We start from the raw sequence: 14339 nt of genomic DNA, 5'->3' as shown, positions 1-14339 counted from the left end.
TCGCTGTACTCGCCTGGGCTTCTTGCCACAGGTGTGCCCTTCCTCGCCCCTGACGCTTGGACACCCGCTCACCCCTTGCCTCTCGGAGGCCATCGCCCAAGAACTCACAGGAGCCGCCAGCCGCAAGTCCGAACCCGGTTGGGAAGAACTGCCGCTGCGGGGACTCGTGGGCGATCCATTGACCTTCGCCGACGGGCCGTCATGCCTGCGATCGAAACCCTCACCCTCCGGCGAAACACCGAGACCGGCCAGGCAACCTTCTTCTCACACTGGCGCGACCCGGCGAAGGTGGCCACCGCAGCCGGGATCTACGGACTCATCCCGGCAGGGGAGTTCCAACCGTCGACCATCGCGACCTGGGACCGGGAGAACGACTTCGACCTCTGGCGCAACATCGTCCGGGAGTACTCCGAGGAGTTGCTCGGCGAACCCGAGCGCGACGGTTCACAAGGGGTGCCGCTCGACTACGAGTCCTGGCCGCTGTACCGGGGCCTGCAGACCGCTCGCACCGCAGGGAAAGTCCGCCCCTTCTGCCTGGGGATCGGACTGGACACCCTCACCCTGACCGCCACCATCCTCACCGCCGTGGTCATCGACGACGACGTGTTCGACACCCTCTTCGGCGACTTCGTCGCCGTCAACGCCGAAGGGCACCTCGTCACCGCGTCGGACACCACCGCCGTCACCGACGGCCTGCCCTTCGACGAACCCTGCGTGCACCGGCTCCTCACCGACGAACCGATGGCCTCACCCGGCGCCTGCATCCTCGACCGCGCCTGGCGCCTCCGGCACCACCTCCTCGGCCGCCAAGCGGGCTGAGGGTCAATCGGTGACCGGTTCCTGGTGCGGCTGGGTGCGCTCCGCGGGCGGGGCCGTCCACATCATCAGCAGTTCCAGGGCAGCCGCCGCCGGGCTCGCCGGTTCCGGGGAGAAGGTGACCAGCCGCTGGTCCGTTTCCCCTGGCAGCTCGAAGTTCTCGAACCGCAGCGGCAGTTCGCCGACCACCGGGTGGCGGAAGCGCTTGGTGCCGTGGGTGCGCTGCTTGACGTCGCGGCCCGCCCACAGGGTGCGGAAGACCTCGCTCTTCATCGTCAGTTCCCCCAGCAGGGTGGCCAACGCCTCGTCGTTCGGGTGGCGGCTGGCGGCGAGGCGCAGCGCACCCGCTGTGGCGCGCTGGACGTCGTGCCAGTCGACGAAGCGGTTCTGGCTTTCCGGGGAGAGGAAGCCGAAGCGGGCGAGGTTGCGGTCGCGGGGTGCGGCGGCGGGGAAGTCGAAGAAGAGTTGGCGGGAGAGGTGGTTCCAGGCGAGGACGTCCATGCGGTGGTTGATGACCAGGGCGGGGATGCGGTCCATCATGCCCAGAAGCTGCGCCAGTTCGGTGCGGGCGCGTTCGGCCCTGGGCGCCCTGGGGGTGGACGTCCTGGGGTTGGCCAGGCCCTCCAGGTAGCGGCGTTCGACGTCGTCGAGTTCGAGGGCCCTGGCGAGGGAGTCCAGGACGCCCTCGGAGGGGCGTTGGGCGCGGCCCTGTTCCAGGCGGACGTAGTACTCGACGCTGATGCCCGCCAGGGCGGCGACCTCCTCGCGGCGCAGACCGGCGACCCGGCGGCGGCTGATGACCTCGATGCCCGCGCGGGCGGGGTCGAGGCGGGCGCGTCGGGACTTGAGGAACCGGCCCAGCTCGTTGCGATCGTCCACGCGACCAGTGTGCCGCACCTCCGCAGCCGCAGCGTGGGTCTGCCAGTACCAGTAACGGCAGGGGTCTGGATGGGGGCGCGGCGGGGGACCAGAGTTCACCCCGGGCGCCGGGTCGGCGCCGAACCCCGCACGAAAGGCTCGACCGCATGTGCCACAGCACCGACAGCAGGCCCCCCGCCCTCGACAACCCCGGTGAGGTCGCCGAAGAAGGTCTGCTGGAGCTGACCTCGGCGGACGGCACGGCGTTCTCGGCGTTCCGCGCGATCCCCGCCGCGCCCAACGGGGTCAACATCGTGATCCTGCCGGACATCCGCGGCACGCACCCCTACTACCAGGCGCTGGCGAACCGGTTCGCCCAGGCCGGGTACACCGTCGCGGCGATCGACTACTACGGGCGGACCGCCGGGCCGGGGCTGCGCGACGAGAACTTCGAGTGGAAGCCGCTGCTGCCGCAGGTCAAGTCGGAGGAGGTGGCCGCGGACGTGGCCGCCGCCGCCGAGTACCTGACGAAGTTCAACACCGGTCCGGTGTTCACCGTGGGGTTCTGCTTCGGTGGCGGGCAGTCGTGGCGGATGTCGGCGACCGACCTCGGGGTCACCGGGTCGATCGGCTTCTACGGGCTGCCCCGGTTGGTGGAGGACGTCGTCGACGACATCTCCGCGCCGCTGCTGCTGCTGCTCGCCGGGGAGGACGTGGCGACCTCGCAGGACGAGTTCCAGGCGTTCGCGGGCAAGCTCGACGCCGCGGGCAAGGACTACGACCTGCACGTCTACGAGGGTGCGCCGCACTCCTTCTTCGACGCCACCTACGAGCAGTGGCAGGAGGCGTGCGACGACGCCTGGGCCCGGATGGTCACCTTCATCGAGACCCACTCGGCGAAGGTCCCCGCCTGATCCCGGTGGTGGGGCGGCACCCGCCCCACCACCCCCGGCCGAAGGAGCACCACCGTGAGCACCGAACGCTTCGAGCGCGGCGCCGCCCGCCTGGCCGAGATGGGCGGCGACATCGACAACATCGTCGCCCCGCTGGCCGAGGTGGCCCCGGACCTGGCCCGGTTCGTGGGCGAGTTCGCCTTCGGCGACCTCTACACCCGCCCCGGCCTGGACCTGCGGCAGCGGCAGCTCGCCACCATCGCCGCCCTGGTCACCCTGGGCGACACCGAGCGGCAGTTGCGGTTCCACATCAACGCCGCGCTCACCGTGGGCCTCACGCCCGCGGAGATCGTCGAGACGATCATCCACCTGCTGGCCTTCGCCGGTAACCCGCGCGTGTTCAACGCCATGCTGGTCGCCAAGTCGGTCTTCGCCGACCGCGACCTGCTCCCGGTCGTCGGCTGACCCACTCCCCCCGCCGGGCGCCACCACCCGGACCCGGACCCCGCGACGGGTTCCGGGGGGACCGGTGGTCGCGCCCGGGCGGTCAGCCGACGGGGAAACACCCCGGTGCCCCGCCCTCCCCCGGCGGGGCACCGGGGTTTCCGCTTTCCGCGCGGACCACGGGCGACCGGATCGTGGTGGTGGACCCGCAACCCGGGCACGGGCACACCAGCCCGCCCACCCGGTGCGACCCCTAGTCGCAGACGAGGGTCGAGGTCGAGCGGAAGCGGGCGGTGCCGCGTTCCTGTTGGCGGCGGACGACCCACTCGCCGGGGGCGATGCCGGTGCCGCCGTGTTCGGGGTGGACGAGGTGGACCGGTGCGGTGTTGCGGATGAGCGCGATGGCCAGGCGCAGGGGTTCGTGGACATGGGTGGTCCACTCGCAGGTGCCCGGGTCGGCGGTGAGGGTGTGCGGGTTGGCACCGTTGGCGCCGCGGACGAGTTCCACGCCCGCGCGGGGGACGGGGGACCACCGGGCCCAGGGGTTCTCGGTGACGACGGGGACCAGGGCGCGGGGGATGATGATGAGGTCGCCCTGGGCTTGCAGGCCGTCGATGACGGGGATGGCGACCTGGAGTTCCAGGTGGTCGAGGACGGTCAGGCCGGTGCGGTCGAGAAGCTGTGCGAGTTCCACGTCGGTCACCTCTAGGTTCGTCGTAGGAGTTGGGCGTACTGGGGGCCGGTGAGGCCGTAGGACCAGGCGGCGGCCTCGACCGGGTCGTCCAGCCAGGGCGGGACGCGCAGGCCGTAGCGGCGGCGGGTGCCGTCGCGCTCGACCGAGCCGTTGACCGCCAGCAGGAGGCGGGACGGGCGGTCCCAGCGGGGCAGGTCGTAGAGGAGCAGTTCGCAACCGGGGTTGCCGGGGTCGGGCGCGCGGCCGACGGCGGTCGTGCCCGCGTCGTCGAGGTAGGCCTCCCAGCCGATGTTCTCGATGGCGCAGCGGCGGACCTCGATGTTGGCCTCGGCGCTGATCCGCTCGGCGGTGGGGTCCTCGATCACCCAGGCGGGCACCCGGGTTCCCCGCCAGGCGTGCACCGACCACCCGTCGGGGTAGCGCAGGGCCGGGCCGTCCGCGCTGTGCGGGCGCCAGTCCTCGGTGTGCACGGATTCGGGCCGCTCGGCCACGACGCAGACGCCCTCGCGCGGCCACCACCACCCGCAGGAGCGGGCGAGGGTGGTCCACAGGGTGAGGAAGTGCTCGTCGCGCGGGGACCGGCGGGTGCCCAGCAGCCGCGCGCAGGCGTCGTGCCAGCCGACCCAGTCCGCGTCGTGCTGCCCGTACCAGCGCACCGCCGACCGGCCCGCCTCGGCGGCCACCACCGCCACCACACCCTCGCGGACGACCCGGCGCAGCTCGCCGTGCACCATGTTGTCCACAAAGGATCGCGCGGTGGCCGGGCAGGCGGTGCGCTCACCGGGTTCCCCCGGCAGGCCCCACGGCCGCAGGTCCCGTTCGAGCCTGTCGCGAACCCGCGCGGTCCGGGTGGCGAACTCGACCGCGACCCGATCACCCGCCGCCGAACCGATGTCCGCGCGGACCGCGGCGGGGGACCCCACCCACTCGAACGCGGGCGGCGGTCTGCCGATGATGGCGTAGAACTCGGAGATGACCGCCTCGGCGGTGGACCGGTCCGCGGGTTCGGTGGCGAAGGCGTGTTCCAGCCACTCCCGGCGGACTTCCTCGACTTGGGACACCAGTTCTGAGACCCGGTACCCCCCGGCGCGCGACCTGCGCCGCGCCCGGCGACTCAAGAGATCAGGGCGCACGCGCCCTTTCGACTCGACATGCGGCAATGGTGGCAGCAGGCGGCGGTCGCGCGCAAGTGGTTGTCGCACCGACTCGCCGCGCCGCGTGGTCCACCGCCTCCCGCCCGCCCGAGCTCCGCGCAGGACACGGCTCAGCGGCAGACCACAGTGCCCGGGGTGATCTCGTCCAGCGAAGCCACCCCGGACAACCCCATGGTCAGGTCGAACTCCGCCAGCACGTTGCGCACCACATCAGCCACTCCCCCGCTGCCACCCACGGCGAGACCGTAGATGTGCGGCCGCCCCAAGGTCACCGCGTTCGCCCCCAGCGCCAACGCCTTGAACACGTCCGCCCCCGTGCGGACACCGCTGTCGAGCAACACCGGGTACTCCGCCCCGATCGCCTTCCGAACGGCGACCAGGGCGTCCAGGGACGCGGTGGCGCCGTCGACCTGGCGACCACCGTGGTTGGACACCATGACGGCGTCCACACCGAGGTCGACGGCGGTGCGGGCGTCGTCCGGGTGCAGGATTCCTTTGAGGACGATGGGCAGCTTGGTGCGCTCGCGCAGACCCGCGATGTGGTCCCAGTTGAGCGCGGGGTTGGAGTAGACGTCGAGGAAGGTCTCCACCGCCGCGCGGGGGATGGGCGAGCGGAGGTTGTCCAGGAAGCGGCCGGGGTGCTCGCGGGAGATGGACAGCAGGGTGCGCACGGCGGCGGGGGTGATCTTCACGTCGCGGGCCGGACCGCCGGTGCGGGCGCGGACCAGCTCGCGGAAGCGGGGGTCCGAGGTGTACTGGGCGATGCCGATGCCCTGGGAGAACGGGAGGCTGCCCAGGTTGAGGTCCTGCGGTCGCCAGCCGAGCATGGTGGTGTCGAGGGTGACCACCACCGCGCCCGCCCCGATCGCCGCCGCCCGCGCCAGGAAGCTGTCGACCAGTTCCTCGTCGCGGCTCCAGTAGAGCTGGAACCAGCGCGGGGCGTCGCCCATGGCTGCGGCGGTGCGCTCCATCGGGCTGCTGCCCTGGCAGGAGAAGATGTACGGCACCCCCGCCTCGGCCGCGCCCCGCCCGATCAGCACGTCCGCGTCCCTGGCCACCAGACCCGCCGCCCCGACGGGGGCCAGCAGCAGCGGAGCGGCGAGGTGGGTGCCGAGCAGGGTGGTGGACGTGTCCCGCTCGGCGACGTCGCGCAGCATGCGGGGGACGATCTCGTACCGGTCCAGGGCCGCCCGGTTCGCGGCCATGGTCGCGCCCTCCCCCGCCCCGCCGTCGACGTAGGCCCACGCCTTGCGCGAGCAGCGGCGCCGAGCGGCCGCTCGCAGCGCGGCGGCGTCGGTGGGGACGCGGGGTCGGGTGCCGGACACACCGGCCCGGTAGATCGCCTCTTGCCGAGCCCGACCCGATTCGACCATGCCGCCACTCCCTCACCCTCGCTACCCATCAGTAGCCTACGAGACACCCCCACCCCCGGCACCACCACGCGGCCCGGCCACCGACCATCACCCGATGGGGGCAGCGCGGCGGGGTGGCGGCAACGCGGGGCAGCAGGGCGGGCGGGGCAGCGCGGAACAGCGGTGTGGGCGGCGCGGGGCGGTGGCGGCGGGGCGGGCACCTGCCGGTCAGCGCCGGACACAGCACCCGCCACGCGCACCCGCAACCACCCGCCCGAGCGGGCGGCCCCAAGCGGGCGGCGTTCCGCCTGCCCGCTCTCAACCGGCACCGGTGACCGGAAGCCCTCGTGGCAACGCGGAACCCCGGCCACCGCACCTCGGGCTCAGCAGCCGCTCACGGCTGGTCGAGGCCGAGGTGTTCGCGCAGCGTGGTGCCCGTGTACTCGGCCCGGAAGACCCCCCGTTCCTGCAGGAGTGGGACGACGGTGTCGGCGAACTCGTCGAGGCCGCCGGGGGTCACGTGCGGGACCAGGATGAAGCCGTCGCTGGCGTCTGCCTGGACCAGGTCGTTGATGCGGGTGGCGATCGTCTCGGCGGAGCCGATGAAGTTCTGGCGGCCGGTGACCTCGATGATCAGTTCACGGCTGGTGAGGCCCTTGGCCTCGGCCAGGGCCCGCCACTCGTGGGCGGTGGCCACCGGGTCCCGGTGCATCCGCACGCTGGCCCGGCCCTTGGCGACCGTGTTCTCCCCCACGACCGGGTCGAAGGCGGGCAGTGGGCCGTCCGGGTCGTGGGTGCTGAGGTCGGTGTTCCAGAGCTGTTCCAGGAACTTGATGGCTGTGGCGGGGCTGACCTGCTGCTTGCGCACGACGTCGGCCTTCTCCGCGGCGTCGGCGTCGGTGTCGCCGAGGACGAAGGTGGCCGCCGGAAGGACCTTGAGCTGGTGATCCTGCCTGCCGTACTTGGCCAGCCTGCCCTTGACGTCGGCGTAGAACGCCTGGCCCGCCTCCAGGGTGCCGTGCCTGCTGAAGATGGCGTCGGCGGTGGCGGCGGCGAATTCGCGGCCCTCGTCGGAGTCGCCCGCCTGGAGGATGACCGGGCGGCCCTGGGGGCTGCGCGGGACGGTGAACCGGCCGGAGATGTCGAAGTGCTCGCTGCGGTGGGCGAAGGTGCCCGCCGCCGGGTCGCTGAGGAAGGTGCCGGTGTCCTTGTCGGCCACCACCTCGTCGCCCTTCCACGAGTCGAACAGTTCCCAGGTGGTGCGCAGGAACGTCTCGGCGCGGGAGTAGCGCTGCTCCTGCGGGAGGAACCCGCCGCGGCGGAAGTTCTCCCCGGTGAAGGCGTCCCACGACGTGACCACGTTCCACGCGGCCCGGCCCGCCGAAAGGTGGTCGAGGGAGGCGAACTGGCGGGCCACCTCGTAGGGCTCGTTGAAGGTGGAGTTGATCGTGCCCGCCAGGCCCAGCCGGTCGGTGACCGCGGCGAGGGCGGCCAGCACGGTGAAGGTGTCCGGGCGGCCGACCACGTCCAGGTCGTAGATCTGGCCGCCCTGCTCGCGCAGGCGCAGGCCCTCGGCGAGGAAGAACAGGTCGAACTTGGCCCGTTCGGCGGTCTGCGCCAGGTGGACGAAGGAGCGGAAGTCGATGTGGCTGCCCGCCGCCGGGTCGCTCCACACGGTGGTGTTGTTGACACCGGGGAAGTGCGCGGCGAGGTGGATCTGCTTGCGGGGCTTGCCTTCCGGCGAGACGGTCACCGGTCCTCCTCAGGCGGTCGCGTAGCGGTTGGCGGGGCGCGGCAGGCCGAGCAGCCCGCGCAGGGTGTCGGCCTCGTAGCCGGAGCGGAACGCGCCGCGGGCGCGCAGTTCGGGCACCAGGCCGCGGGTGATGGCGGTCAGGTCGTCGGGGATCGCGCCGGGGCGCAGGCGGAAGCCGGTGAGGCCCGCGGCGTGCCAGTCCAGCAGCAGGTCGGCCAGTTCGGCGGGGGTGCCGGTGAACACGTGCGCGTCGGAGGCGTACGCCTTGCCCGCCGTGTCGTCGAGCCGGGCGAGGCGGTCGGCGGCGGCGCCGGGCTTGTCGTCGAGGAACACGACCAGGTCGGCGAACACGTGCGGCAGACCCTCGAGGCGGGTGACGATCCGCTCGGCGTCGCCGCGGTCGGTCGGGGTGACGTAGGCCAGGTCGGTGGACTGCGCGGCGAACTGAAAAGGAACCTCCGCGTGCGCCAGGGCGGTGACCAGCGGTTGGCCCTGCGGCGGCCGGGGCGTGATCGACGGTCCCTTGACCGAGAACGCGGCGCCCTCGAAGTCGATGTAGTGCAGCCTGTCCCGGTCGACGAACCGGCCGGTGGCCGCGTCGCGGATCTCCGCGTCGTCCTCCCAGCTGTCCCACAGCCTGCGCACGACCTCGACGTAGTCGGCGGCCTCGGTGAACAGGGAGTCGCGGTCCTCGTCGGGGTCGCGGCGGCCGAAGTGCGGGTACTCGTGCGGGCGCCCCACCCGGACCCGGACCCCGGCGCGGCCGGTGCTGACGTAGTCCAGGGTGGCGATGGCCTTGGAGATGTGGAACGGCTCGGTGTGCGTGGTGACCACCGTGGGCACCAGGCCGATGCCCACGGTGAGCGGGGCGACCCTGGCGGCGATGAGCACGGCGTCGAGCCGCCCGCGCACCCGGTCGGTGGCCTCCGGGGACCCGCCGCGCTGCAACGCGAGGGTGTCCTCGAAGGTGACGAAGTCCAGGGCGGCCGACTGCGCCTCGCGGACCAGGTCGGTCCAGTAGCGGGCGGAGAACAGCTCGTCCGGCCGGGCCCGCGGCTCGCGCCAGGCGGCCGGGTGCCAGCCCGCGCCGTCGAGCGCGACGGCGAGGTGGGGTCCGGGGTCAGGGGTCGTCATGCGGGATCTCCTTCCGGTCCGTCCTGGCCGATTGTGCGCCGGTGCGGGCGGCGGGCGCCCCGGCAGCCAGGGGGTGGGACGGTTGCGCGGATCGGGAATAACCTCAGCTCGCGGTGACCCGCGTGCCGGGGATGGCGGCGAGCAGTTCGCGGGTGTGCTCGGCGCTCGGGTCGGTGAGCACCGCGTCGGTGGGGCCGGACTCGACCAGCCGACCGCGCCGCATCACCCCGACCTCGTCGGCGACCTGCCGGACCACGGCCAGGTCGTGGGTGATGAACAGGTAGGTCAACCCGTGCTCGGCTTGCAGGCGCACGAGCAGCCGGAGGATCTGCGCCTGCACGGACACGTCCAGCGCGGACACCGGTTCGTCGAGCACCACCAGGTCCGGGTTGAGCGCGAGCGCGCGGGCGATCGCCACCCGCTGCCGCTGCCCGCCGGACAGCTCGACCGGCCTGCGGCGCAGCGCCGACGCGGGCAGCGCCACCTGTTCCAGCAGCTCGGCGGCCCGCTCGCGCCTGCTCGCCCGGTCGCCGATCCCGAACGCGCGCAGCGGCTCGGCGACGGTGTCGCCGACGGTCATCCTCGGGTTCAGCGAGGCGTACGGGTTCTGGTGGACGAGCTGGAACCGGCGGCGCAGCGCGCGCAGCCGCTCCCCGCGCGCGGCGGTGATGTCCTCCCCGTCGAAGGTGACCGTGCCCGCGTCCGGGGTTTCCAGGCCGACGGCCATCCGGGCGGTGGTGGTCTTGCCGGAGCCGGACTCGCCGACCAGCGCCAGCGTGCGGCCCCTGGTCAGGGTGAAGGACACGTCGTCCACGGCGGCGGTGCCGTCGAAGGAGCGGCGCAGGCCGGTCACCGCGAGCAGCACGTCGGTCCCCGCCGGGCGGCGCGGGCGCAGCGGTTCCCCGGCCAGGGCGGGGGCGGCGGCGAGCAGGTCGCGGGTGTAGGCGTGGGCGGGGGCACCCAGGACCTCGCGGGTGGGTCCCTGCTCGACCACGGTGCCCCCGGACATCACCGCGACGTGCGCGGCGCGGTCGGCGGCCACGCCCAGGTCGTGGGTGATGAGCAGCACCGCGGTGCCGGACTCTGCGGCCAGCTCCTGGAGGTGGTCGAGGATGGCGCGCTGCACGGTGACGTCGAGGGCGCTGGTGGGTTCGTCGGCGATGATCAGCCGCGGTTCCCCGGCCAGGGCGATGGCGATGAGCACCCGCTGGCGCAGGCCACCGGAGAGCTGGTGCGGGTACTGCCGGGCGCGCTGCCCCGGCCGGTCCACCCCGGCGCGGCCCAGCAGCTCCACGGCCTCGGCGGCGAGCCGGGCGCGGGGGGCGAGGCGGTGGATGCGCAGCACCTCGGCCACCTGCTCGCCGACGCGGCGCACCGGGTCGAGGGAGACGGTGGGGTCCTGCGGGACCAGGGCGATGCCGGTGCCGCGCACCGACCGCCACCCCTTCTCCGACAGCCCGGTGAGGTCGCGGCCGTCGAAGGTGATGCTGCCCGCCTCGACCCGGCCGCCCGCGGGCAGCAGCCCGATCGCGGCGTGCGCGGTGGTGGACTTGCCCGACCCGGACTCGCCGACCACGGCCACGATCTGTCCGGGGTGGACGGTCAGGTCCACCCCGCGCACCGCCCGCACCGGCCCGGTGCGGGTCCGGTAGGTCACGTCCAGGCCGTCGATGCGCAGCAACCCCGCGCTCACCCCGGTCATCGTCCACTCCGTTCGCCGTCGAGGGCCCGGCCGAGCCGGTTGGTGGCCAGCACCACCGCGGCGACGGTGAGGCCGGGGAAGGTCGTCATCCACCAGGCGGTGGCCAGGAAGCCGCGCCCGCCCGCGACCAGCGCGCCCCACTCCGGGGTGGGCGGGGTGGCGCCGAAGCCGAGGAAGCTCAGCGCGGACACCTCCAGCACGGCGGTGCCGAAGGTGAGCGTGGCCAGCACCAGGACCGGTCCGAGGGCGTTGGGCAGCACGTGCCTGCCCAGCACCCCGCTCCAGCGGACCCCGCTGGCCCGCGCGGCCTCGACGAACACCCCGGACCGCACGCGCAGCACCTCCGCGCGCATCAGGCGGGCGAACGCGGCGAGGTTCGACACCCCGACGGCGATGGCCACGTTGGTCGTGCCGAAGCCCAGCGCGGTCACCAGCGCGAGCGAGAGCAGGATCGCCGGGACCGCCTGCACCACGTCGATCACGCGCATGACCACCGAGTCCGGCCAGCCGCCGCGGAACCCGGCGAGCAGCCCGAGCGCCGCCCCCGACACCAGCGCCACCAGCACGGCGATCACCGTGGCCCGCAGCGACAGCGCCGCCCCGTGCACGACCCGGGCGAACACGTCGCGGCCGGTCTCGTCGGTGCCGAACAGGTGCGACGGCGACGGCCCCTGCAACCGCTCGACGGGCACCCCGGCGATGGGGTCTTGGCCGGTGAACAGCGCGGGCGCCACCGCGGCCAGCAGCACCAGCGCGATCACCACCCCGGAGAGCACCAGCCCCGGTCTGCGCAGCAGGTGCAGTCCGGTGTCGCGGACGGACAGGTCAGGCATCGGCGGTCACCTTCCCGGTGCGGGCGGCCGGTGCGGCCAGGCGGGGGTCGAGCAGCGGGTAGAGCAGGTCGACGGCCAGGTTGACCGCCACGAAGAAGAACGCGGCCAGCACGATCACCGCCTGCACGACCGGGATGTCCTGCGCGGTCACCGCCGCCGCGGTCACCCGGCCGACGCCGTCGCGGGCGAACACGGTCTCGGTGACCACCGACCCGGCGAGCAGGTTGCCCGCCACCACCCCGACCAGCGTCAGCGCGGGCAGCGCGGCGCCGCGCAGCGCGTGTCCGAAGTGGACCCGGCCGCGACTCGCGCCCTTGGCCAGCACGACCTCCACGTAGGGTTCGGCGAGCTGGGTGCGCAGGCTCTTGGCCAGCACCTGCCCGATGATCGCGCCGGTCGGCAGCGCCAGCGTGACCGCCGGGAGGACGAGCGAGGCGAACCCGGTGGAACCGAGGGCAGGCACCAGGCGGAGCTGGAACGAGAAGACCTGGATGAGCACCAGCCCCACCCAGAACGACGGCAGCGAGATGCCCAGCGGCGGCAGTGACAGCAGGAGCTGCCCCAGCCAGCGCTGCCGGGTGTAGGTGCCCAGCACGGCCACGCCGCCACCGAACAGGACCGCCAGCACCAGCGCCAGGCCGGTCACCGCCAGGGTGGGCGGCAGCGCGGACAACACCAGGTGGGTGGCGTCGTCGCCGGTGCTGACCGAGGTGCCGAAGTCGCCGCGCAGCGCCGCCAGCAGGCGCTTGCCGTACTGCATCGGCAGCGGGTCGTCCAGGCCGTGGGCGGCCCTGGCGGCGGCGACCTCGGCGTCGGAGGCGGTCACCCCGCCCTCGGCGGAGCCGAGCTTGGTCAGCACGGCGTCGCCGGGGAGCAGGTAGAGCACCACGAACGACAGGGTGAACGCCGCCCACAGCACCACGACGGCCTGCGCCAGGCGGCGCGGCACGCTCGTGCGGCTCACGACCCCGACACCCAGGCGTCGAAGAGCCGCAGCCGCGAGGACGCCTCGAACTCGATGCCGTGCGCGGTCGGCCCCACCCCCAGGACCTGGGTCAGCTCGAACACCGGGATGACGTAGGCCTGCTCCACGATCAGCCGCTGGGCCCGCTCGGCGGCGGGGCCGCGGGTCGCCGGGTCGACCGTGGCGGCCTGCTGGTCCAGCGCCTCGTCCAGCGGGCCAGGGGCGAGCTTGCTGCGGTTGGTGGACTTGGTGGAGTAGAGCTGGCGCAGGATGTCCGGGTCGGCGCGGGTGGTGTTGAACCAGAGGAAGTCGTAGTTCCCGGCCTGCTGGATGGCGGTGGTTTCGGCGTTGGTGTGCAGCTCGATGCGCAGGTCGAAACCGATCTTGCGCAGTTGCTGCTGGATCAGCTCCAAGGCGCTCTGGTTCTGGTTGAACACCGCCGAGAACACCACGCTCGCGGTCAACCGCTGCCCGTCCTTGACCCGGATGCCGTCCGGGCCTGGCTGCCACCCGGCGGAGTCGAGCAGCGCCTGGGCGCCCTGCTGGTCGAAGGCCAGTTCCTTCGACAGGTCCGCGTGCAGCGGGGTGGTGGAGCCGAGGACGCTGGTGGCGGCCCTGTAGTTGGACGACAGGACGGTCGAGGTCACCTCGGGGCGGTTGATGCCCTTGGACACGGCCTGGCGCACCTTCGCGTCGGTGAGCACGCCGCGGGTGGTGTTGGCGGTGAGGTTGAACACGATGCCCGGGTTCGGCCGCACCGGCTCGGTGAACCCGTTGCCCGCGAACTGCGGCTCGTCGACCGGCTGCACGTCGGTGATCGCGTCGAGCTGGCCGGAGGCCAGGCTGCCGGTGCGCACCCCGGGCTCGGGGACCACCCGGTAGGAGATCCTGTCCAGGTACGCCTCGCCGGTGTGCCCCCACAGCGGGGAGCCCCAGGCGTAGCCGGGGCGCTTGGCCAGCACGACCTCGCGGTTGGGCTGGAAGCTCTCGAAGACGAACGGGCCGGAGCCGATCAGCCCGGTGCCCTGGCAGCGCTGCTCGGCGGTCTTCGCGTAGGCCGCGGGCGCCAGCACCCCGAGGGACATGGTGGAGCTGGCCTGGAGGAACTGCGCGCTCGGGGCGGAGAACTCGATCTTCACCGTGGCCGGGTCGAGCGCGGTCGAGCCCCGGTAGGCGGCCAGGTACCCGGCGCCGAGCAGGGACTTCGGACCGAGCGCCTTGATGCCGTCGAAGCTGGTCTTGACCGCGGCGGCGTCGACCGGGGTGCCGTCGGCGAAGGTGGCGCCGGAGCGCAGGTGGAAGGTGAACGCGGTCGAGTCGGGTGAGACCTCCCACCTCTCGGCCAGCCAGGGGGTGATCTCGCCGGTCTCGGGGTCCTGGTCGGTCAGCGAGTCGACCAGTTGGCGGCCGACGTTGAGCGCGGCGTTGGTGCCGACCTGCTGCGGGTCGAGGCAGTCGGGGTTGGAGGAGATCCCCAGCCGCAGGGTGCCGCCGGGGCGCGGCGGCCCGGCGTCGGCGCCGGTCGCGGCGGTCCCCTGGGCGCCGCAGGCCGAGAGCAGCAGCGCCGCGCCCAGCAGGGCCGCGGTCCGGGTGGTTCGGGGTCTCGCGTGGCCGGTCACGGCAGGCCTCCAGAAGCGGGGAAAGGGGCGTTTTCCCGCACGCTAACCGCCGTTAGAGCAGGTCCGGGGGCCTTCTCACCCTGCGGTCGCCCTTGACTGGGCCACTGTCGCCCATCATCCGGG

Annotated in this window: 13 protein-coding genes; 3 read left to right on the top strand and 10 right to left on the bottom strand. The window is 73.3% G+C overall.

Annotated features, from left to right (window positions below; translation table 11 throughout):
* Nucleotides 1-201: 201 nt before the first annotated feature.
* A complete protein-coding gene (locus DFQ13_RS22000; protein WP_181400099.1) occupies nt 202-819 on the top strand; it encodes a hypothetical protein in 618 nt (205 codons plus the stop codon).
* A 3-nt stretch (nt 820-822) separates the two neighbouring features.
* On the opposite strand, the gene DFQ13_RS21995 is transcribed toward DFQ13_RS22000, so the two are convergent.
* Nucleotides 823-1695 (bottom strand): helix-turn-helix transcriptional regulator, encoded by an 873-nt coding sequence (locus DFQ13_RS21995; protein WP_110081161.1) that lies wholly within the window; start codon nt 1693-1695, stop codon nt 823-825.
* Between the two features lie 146 nt (nt 1696-1841).
* On the opposite strand from DFQ13_RS21995, the gene DFQ13_RS21990 reads away from it, so the two are divergent.
* Complete coding sequence (locus tag DFQ13_RS21990) at nt 1842-2588, top strand: dienelactone hydrolase family protein (protein ID WP_110081160.1); 747 nt, start codon at nt 1842-1844, stop codon at nt 2586-2588.
* A gap of 54 nt (nt 2589-2642) precedes the next feature.
* Nucleotides 2643-3032 (top strand): carboxymuconolactone decarboxylase family protein, encoded by a 390-nt coding sequence (locus DFQ13_RS21985; RefSeq protein ID WP_035278600.1) that lies wholly within the window; start codon nt 2643-2645, stop codon nt 3030-3032.
* Nucleotides 3033-3264: 232 nt separating this feature from the next.
* On the opposite strand, the gene DFQ13_RS21980 is transcribed toward DFQ13_RS21985, so the two are convergent.
* The 9 genes from DFQ13_RS21980 to DFQ13_RS21935 all read right to left on the bottom strand — a co-directional run bounded on the left by DFQ13_RS21980 (nt 3265) and on the right by DFQ13_RS21935 (nt 14216).
* Nucleotides 3265-3705, bottom strand: coding sequence for a hypothetical protein (locus tag DFQ13_RS21980; protein WP_110081205.1), 441 nt, complete (start codon nt 3703-3705; stop codon nt 3265-3267).
* Between the two features lie 11 nt (nt 3706-3716).
* Nucleotides 3717-4766 carry a DUF6745 domain-containing protein gene (locus DFQ13_RS21975; protein ID WP_233438521.1) on the bottom strand — a complete coding sequence of 350 codons (1050 nt, stop codon included), beginning with the start codon at nt 4764-4766 and terminating at the stop codon, nt 3717-3719.
* 203 nt (nt 4767-4969) lie between these two features.
* A complete protein-coding gene (locus DFQ13_RS21970) occupies nt 4970-6232 on the bottom strand; it encodes an alpha-hydroxy-acid oxidizing protein (protein ID WP_110081159.1) in 1263 nt (420 codons plus the stop codon).
* A gap of 373 nt (nt 6233-6605) precedes the next feature.
* Nucleotides 6606-7964: an NtaA/DmoA family FMN-dependent monooxygenase gene (locus DFQ13_RS21960; RefSeq protein WP_110081158.1), complete on the bottom strand. Its 1359-nt coding sequence runs from the start codon at nt 7962-7964 to the stop codon at nt 6606-6608.
* Between the two features lie 9 nt (nt 7965-7973).
* Nucleotides 7974-9098, bottom strand: coding sequence for an LLM class flavin-dependent oxidoreductase (locus DFQ13_RS21955; RefSeq protein ID WP_110081157.1), 1125 nt, complete (start codon nt 9096-9098; stop codon nt 7974-7976).
* 103 nt (nt 9099-9201) lie between these two features.
* Nucleotides 9202-10800, bottom strand: coding sequence for a dipeptide ABC transporter ATP-binding protein (locus tag DFQ13_RS21950; protein WP_110081156.1), 1599 nt, complete (start codon nt 10798-10800; stop codon nt 9202-9204).
* Nucleotides 10797-11633, bottom strand: coding sequence for an ABC transporter permease (locus tag DFQ13_RS21945; RefSeq protein WP_110081155.1), 837 nt, complete (start codon nt 11631-11633; stop codon nt 10797-10799). The genes DFQ13_RS21950 and DFQ13_RS21945 overlap by 4 nt, the downstream gene beginning before the upstream one ends.
* Nucleotides 11626-12597, bottom strand: coding sequence for an ABC transporter permease (locus DFQ13_RS21940; RefSeq protein WP_181400098.1), 972 nt, complete (start codon nt 12595-12597; stop codon nt 11626-11628). Before DFQ13_RS21940 ends, DFQ13_RS21945 begins: the two co-directional genes overlap by 8 nt.
* Entirely contained in the window at nt 12594-14216 is a 1623-nt protein-coding gene (locus tag DFQ13_RS21935) for an ABC transporter substrate-binding protein (RefSeq protein ID WP_233438520.1), read from the bottom strand. Before DFQ13_RS21935 ends, DFQ13_RS21940 begins: the two co-directional genes overlap by 4 nt.
* Nucleotides 14217-14339: the final 123 nt, after the last annotated feature.

Origin of the sequence: Actinokineospora spheciospongiae (assembly GCF_003182415.1) — a bacterium.
In the GTDB taxonomy this organism is placed as follows: domain Bacteria; phylum Actinomycetota; class Actinomycetes; order Mycobacteriales; family Pseudonocardiaceae; genus Actinokineospora; species Actinokineospora spheciospongiae.
Note: the sequence above shows the minus strand (reverse complement) of the source record. Positions and strands in the feature narration are given on the sequence as shown.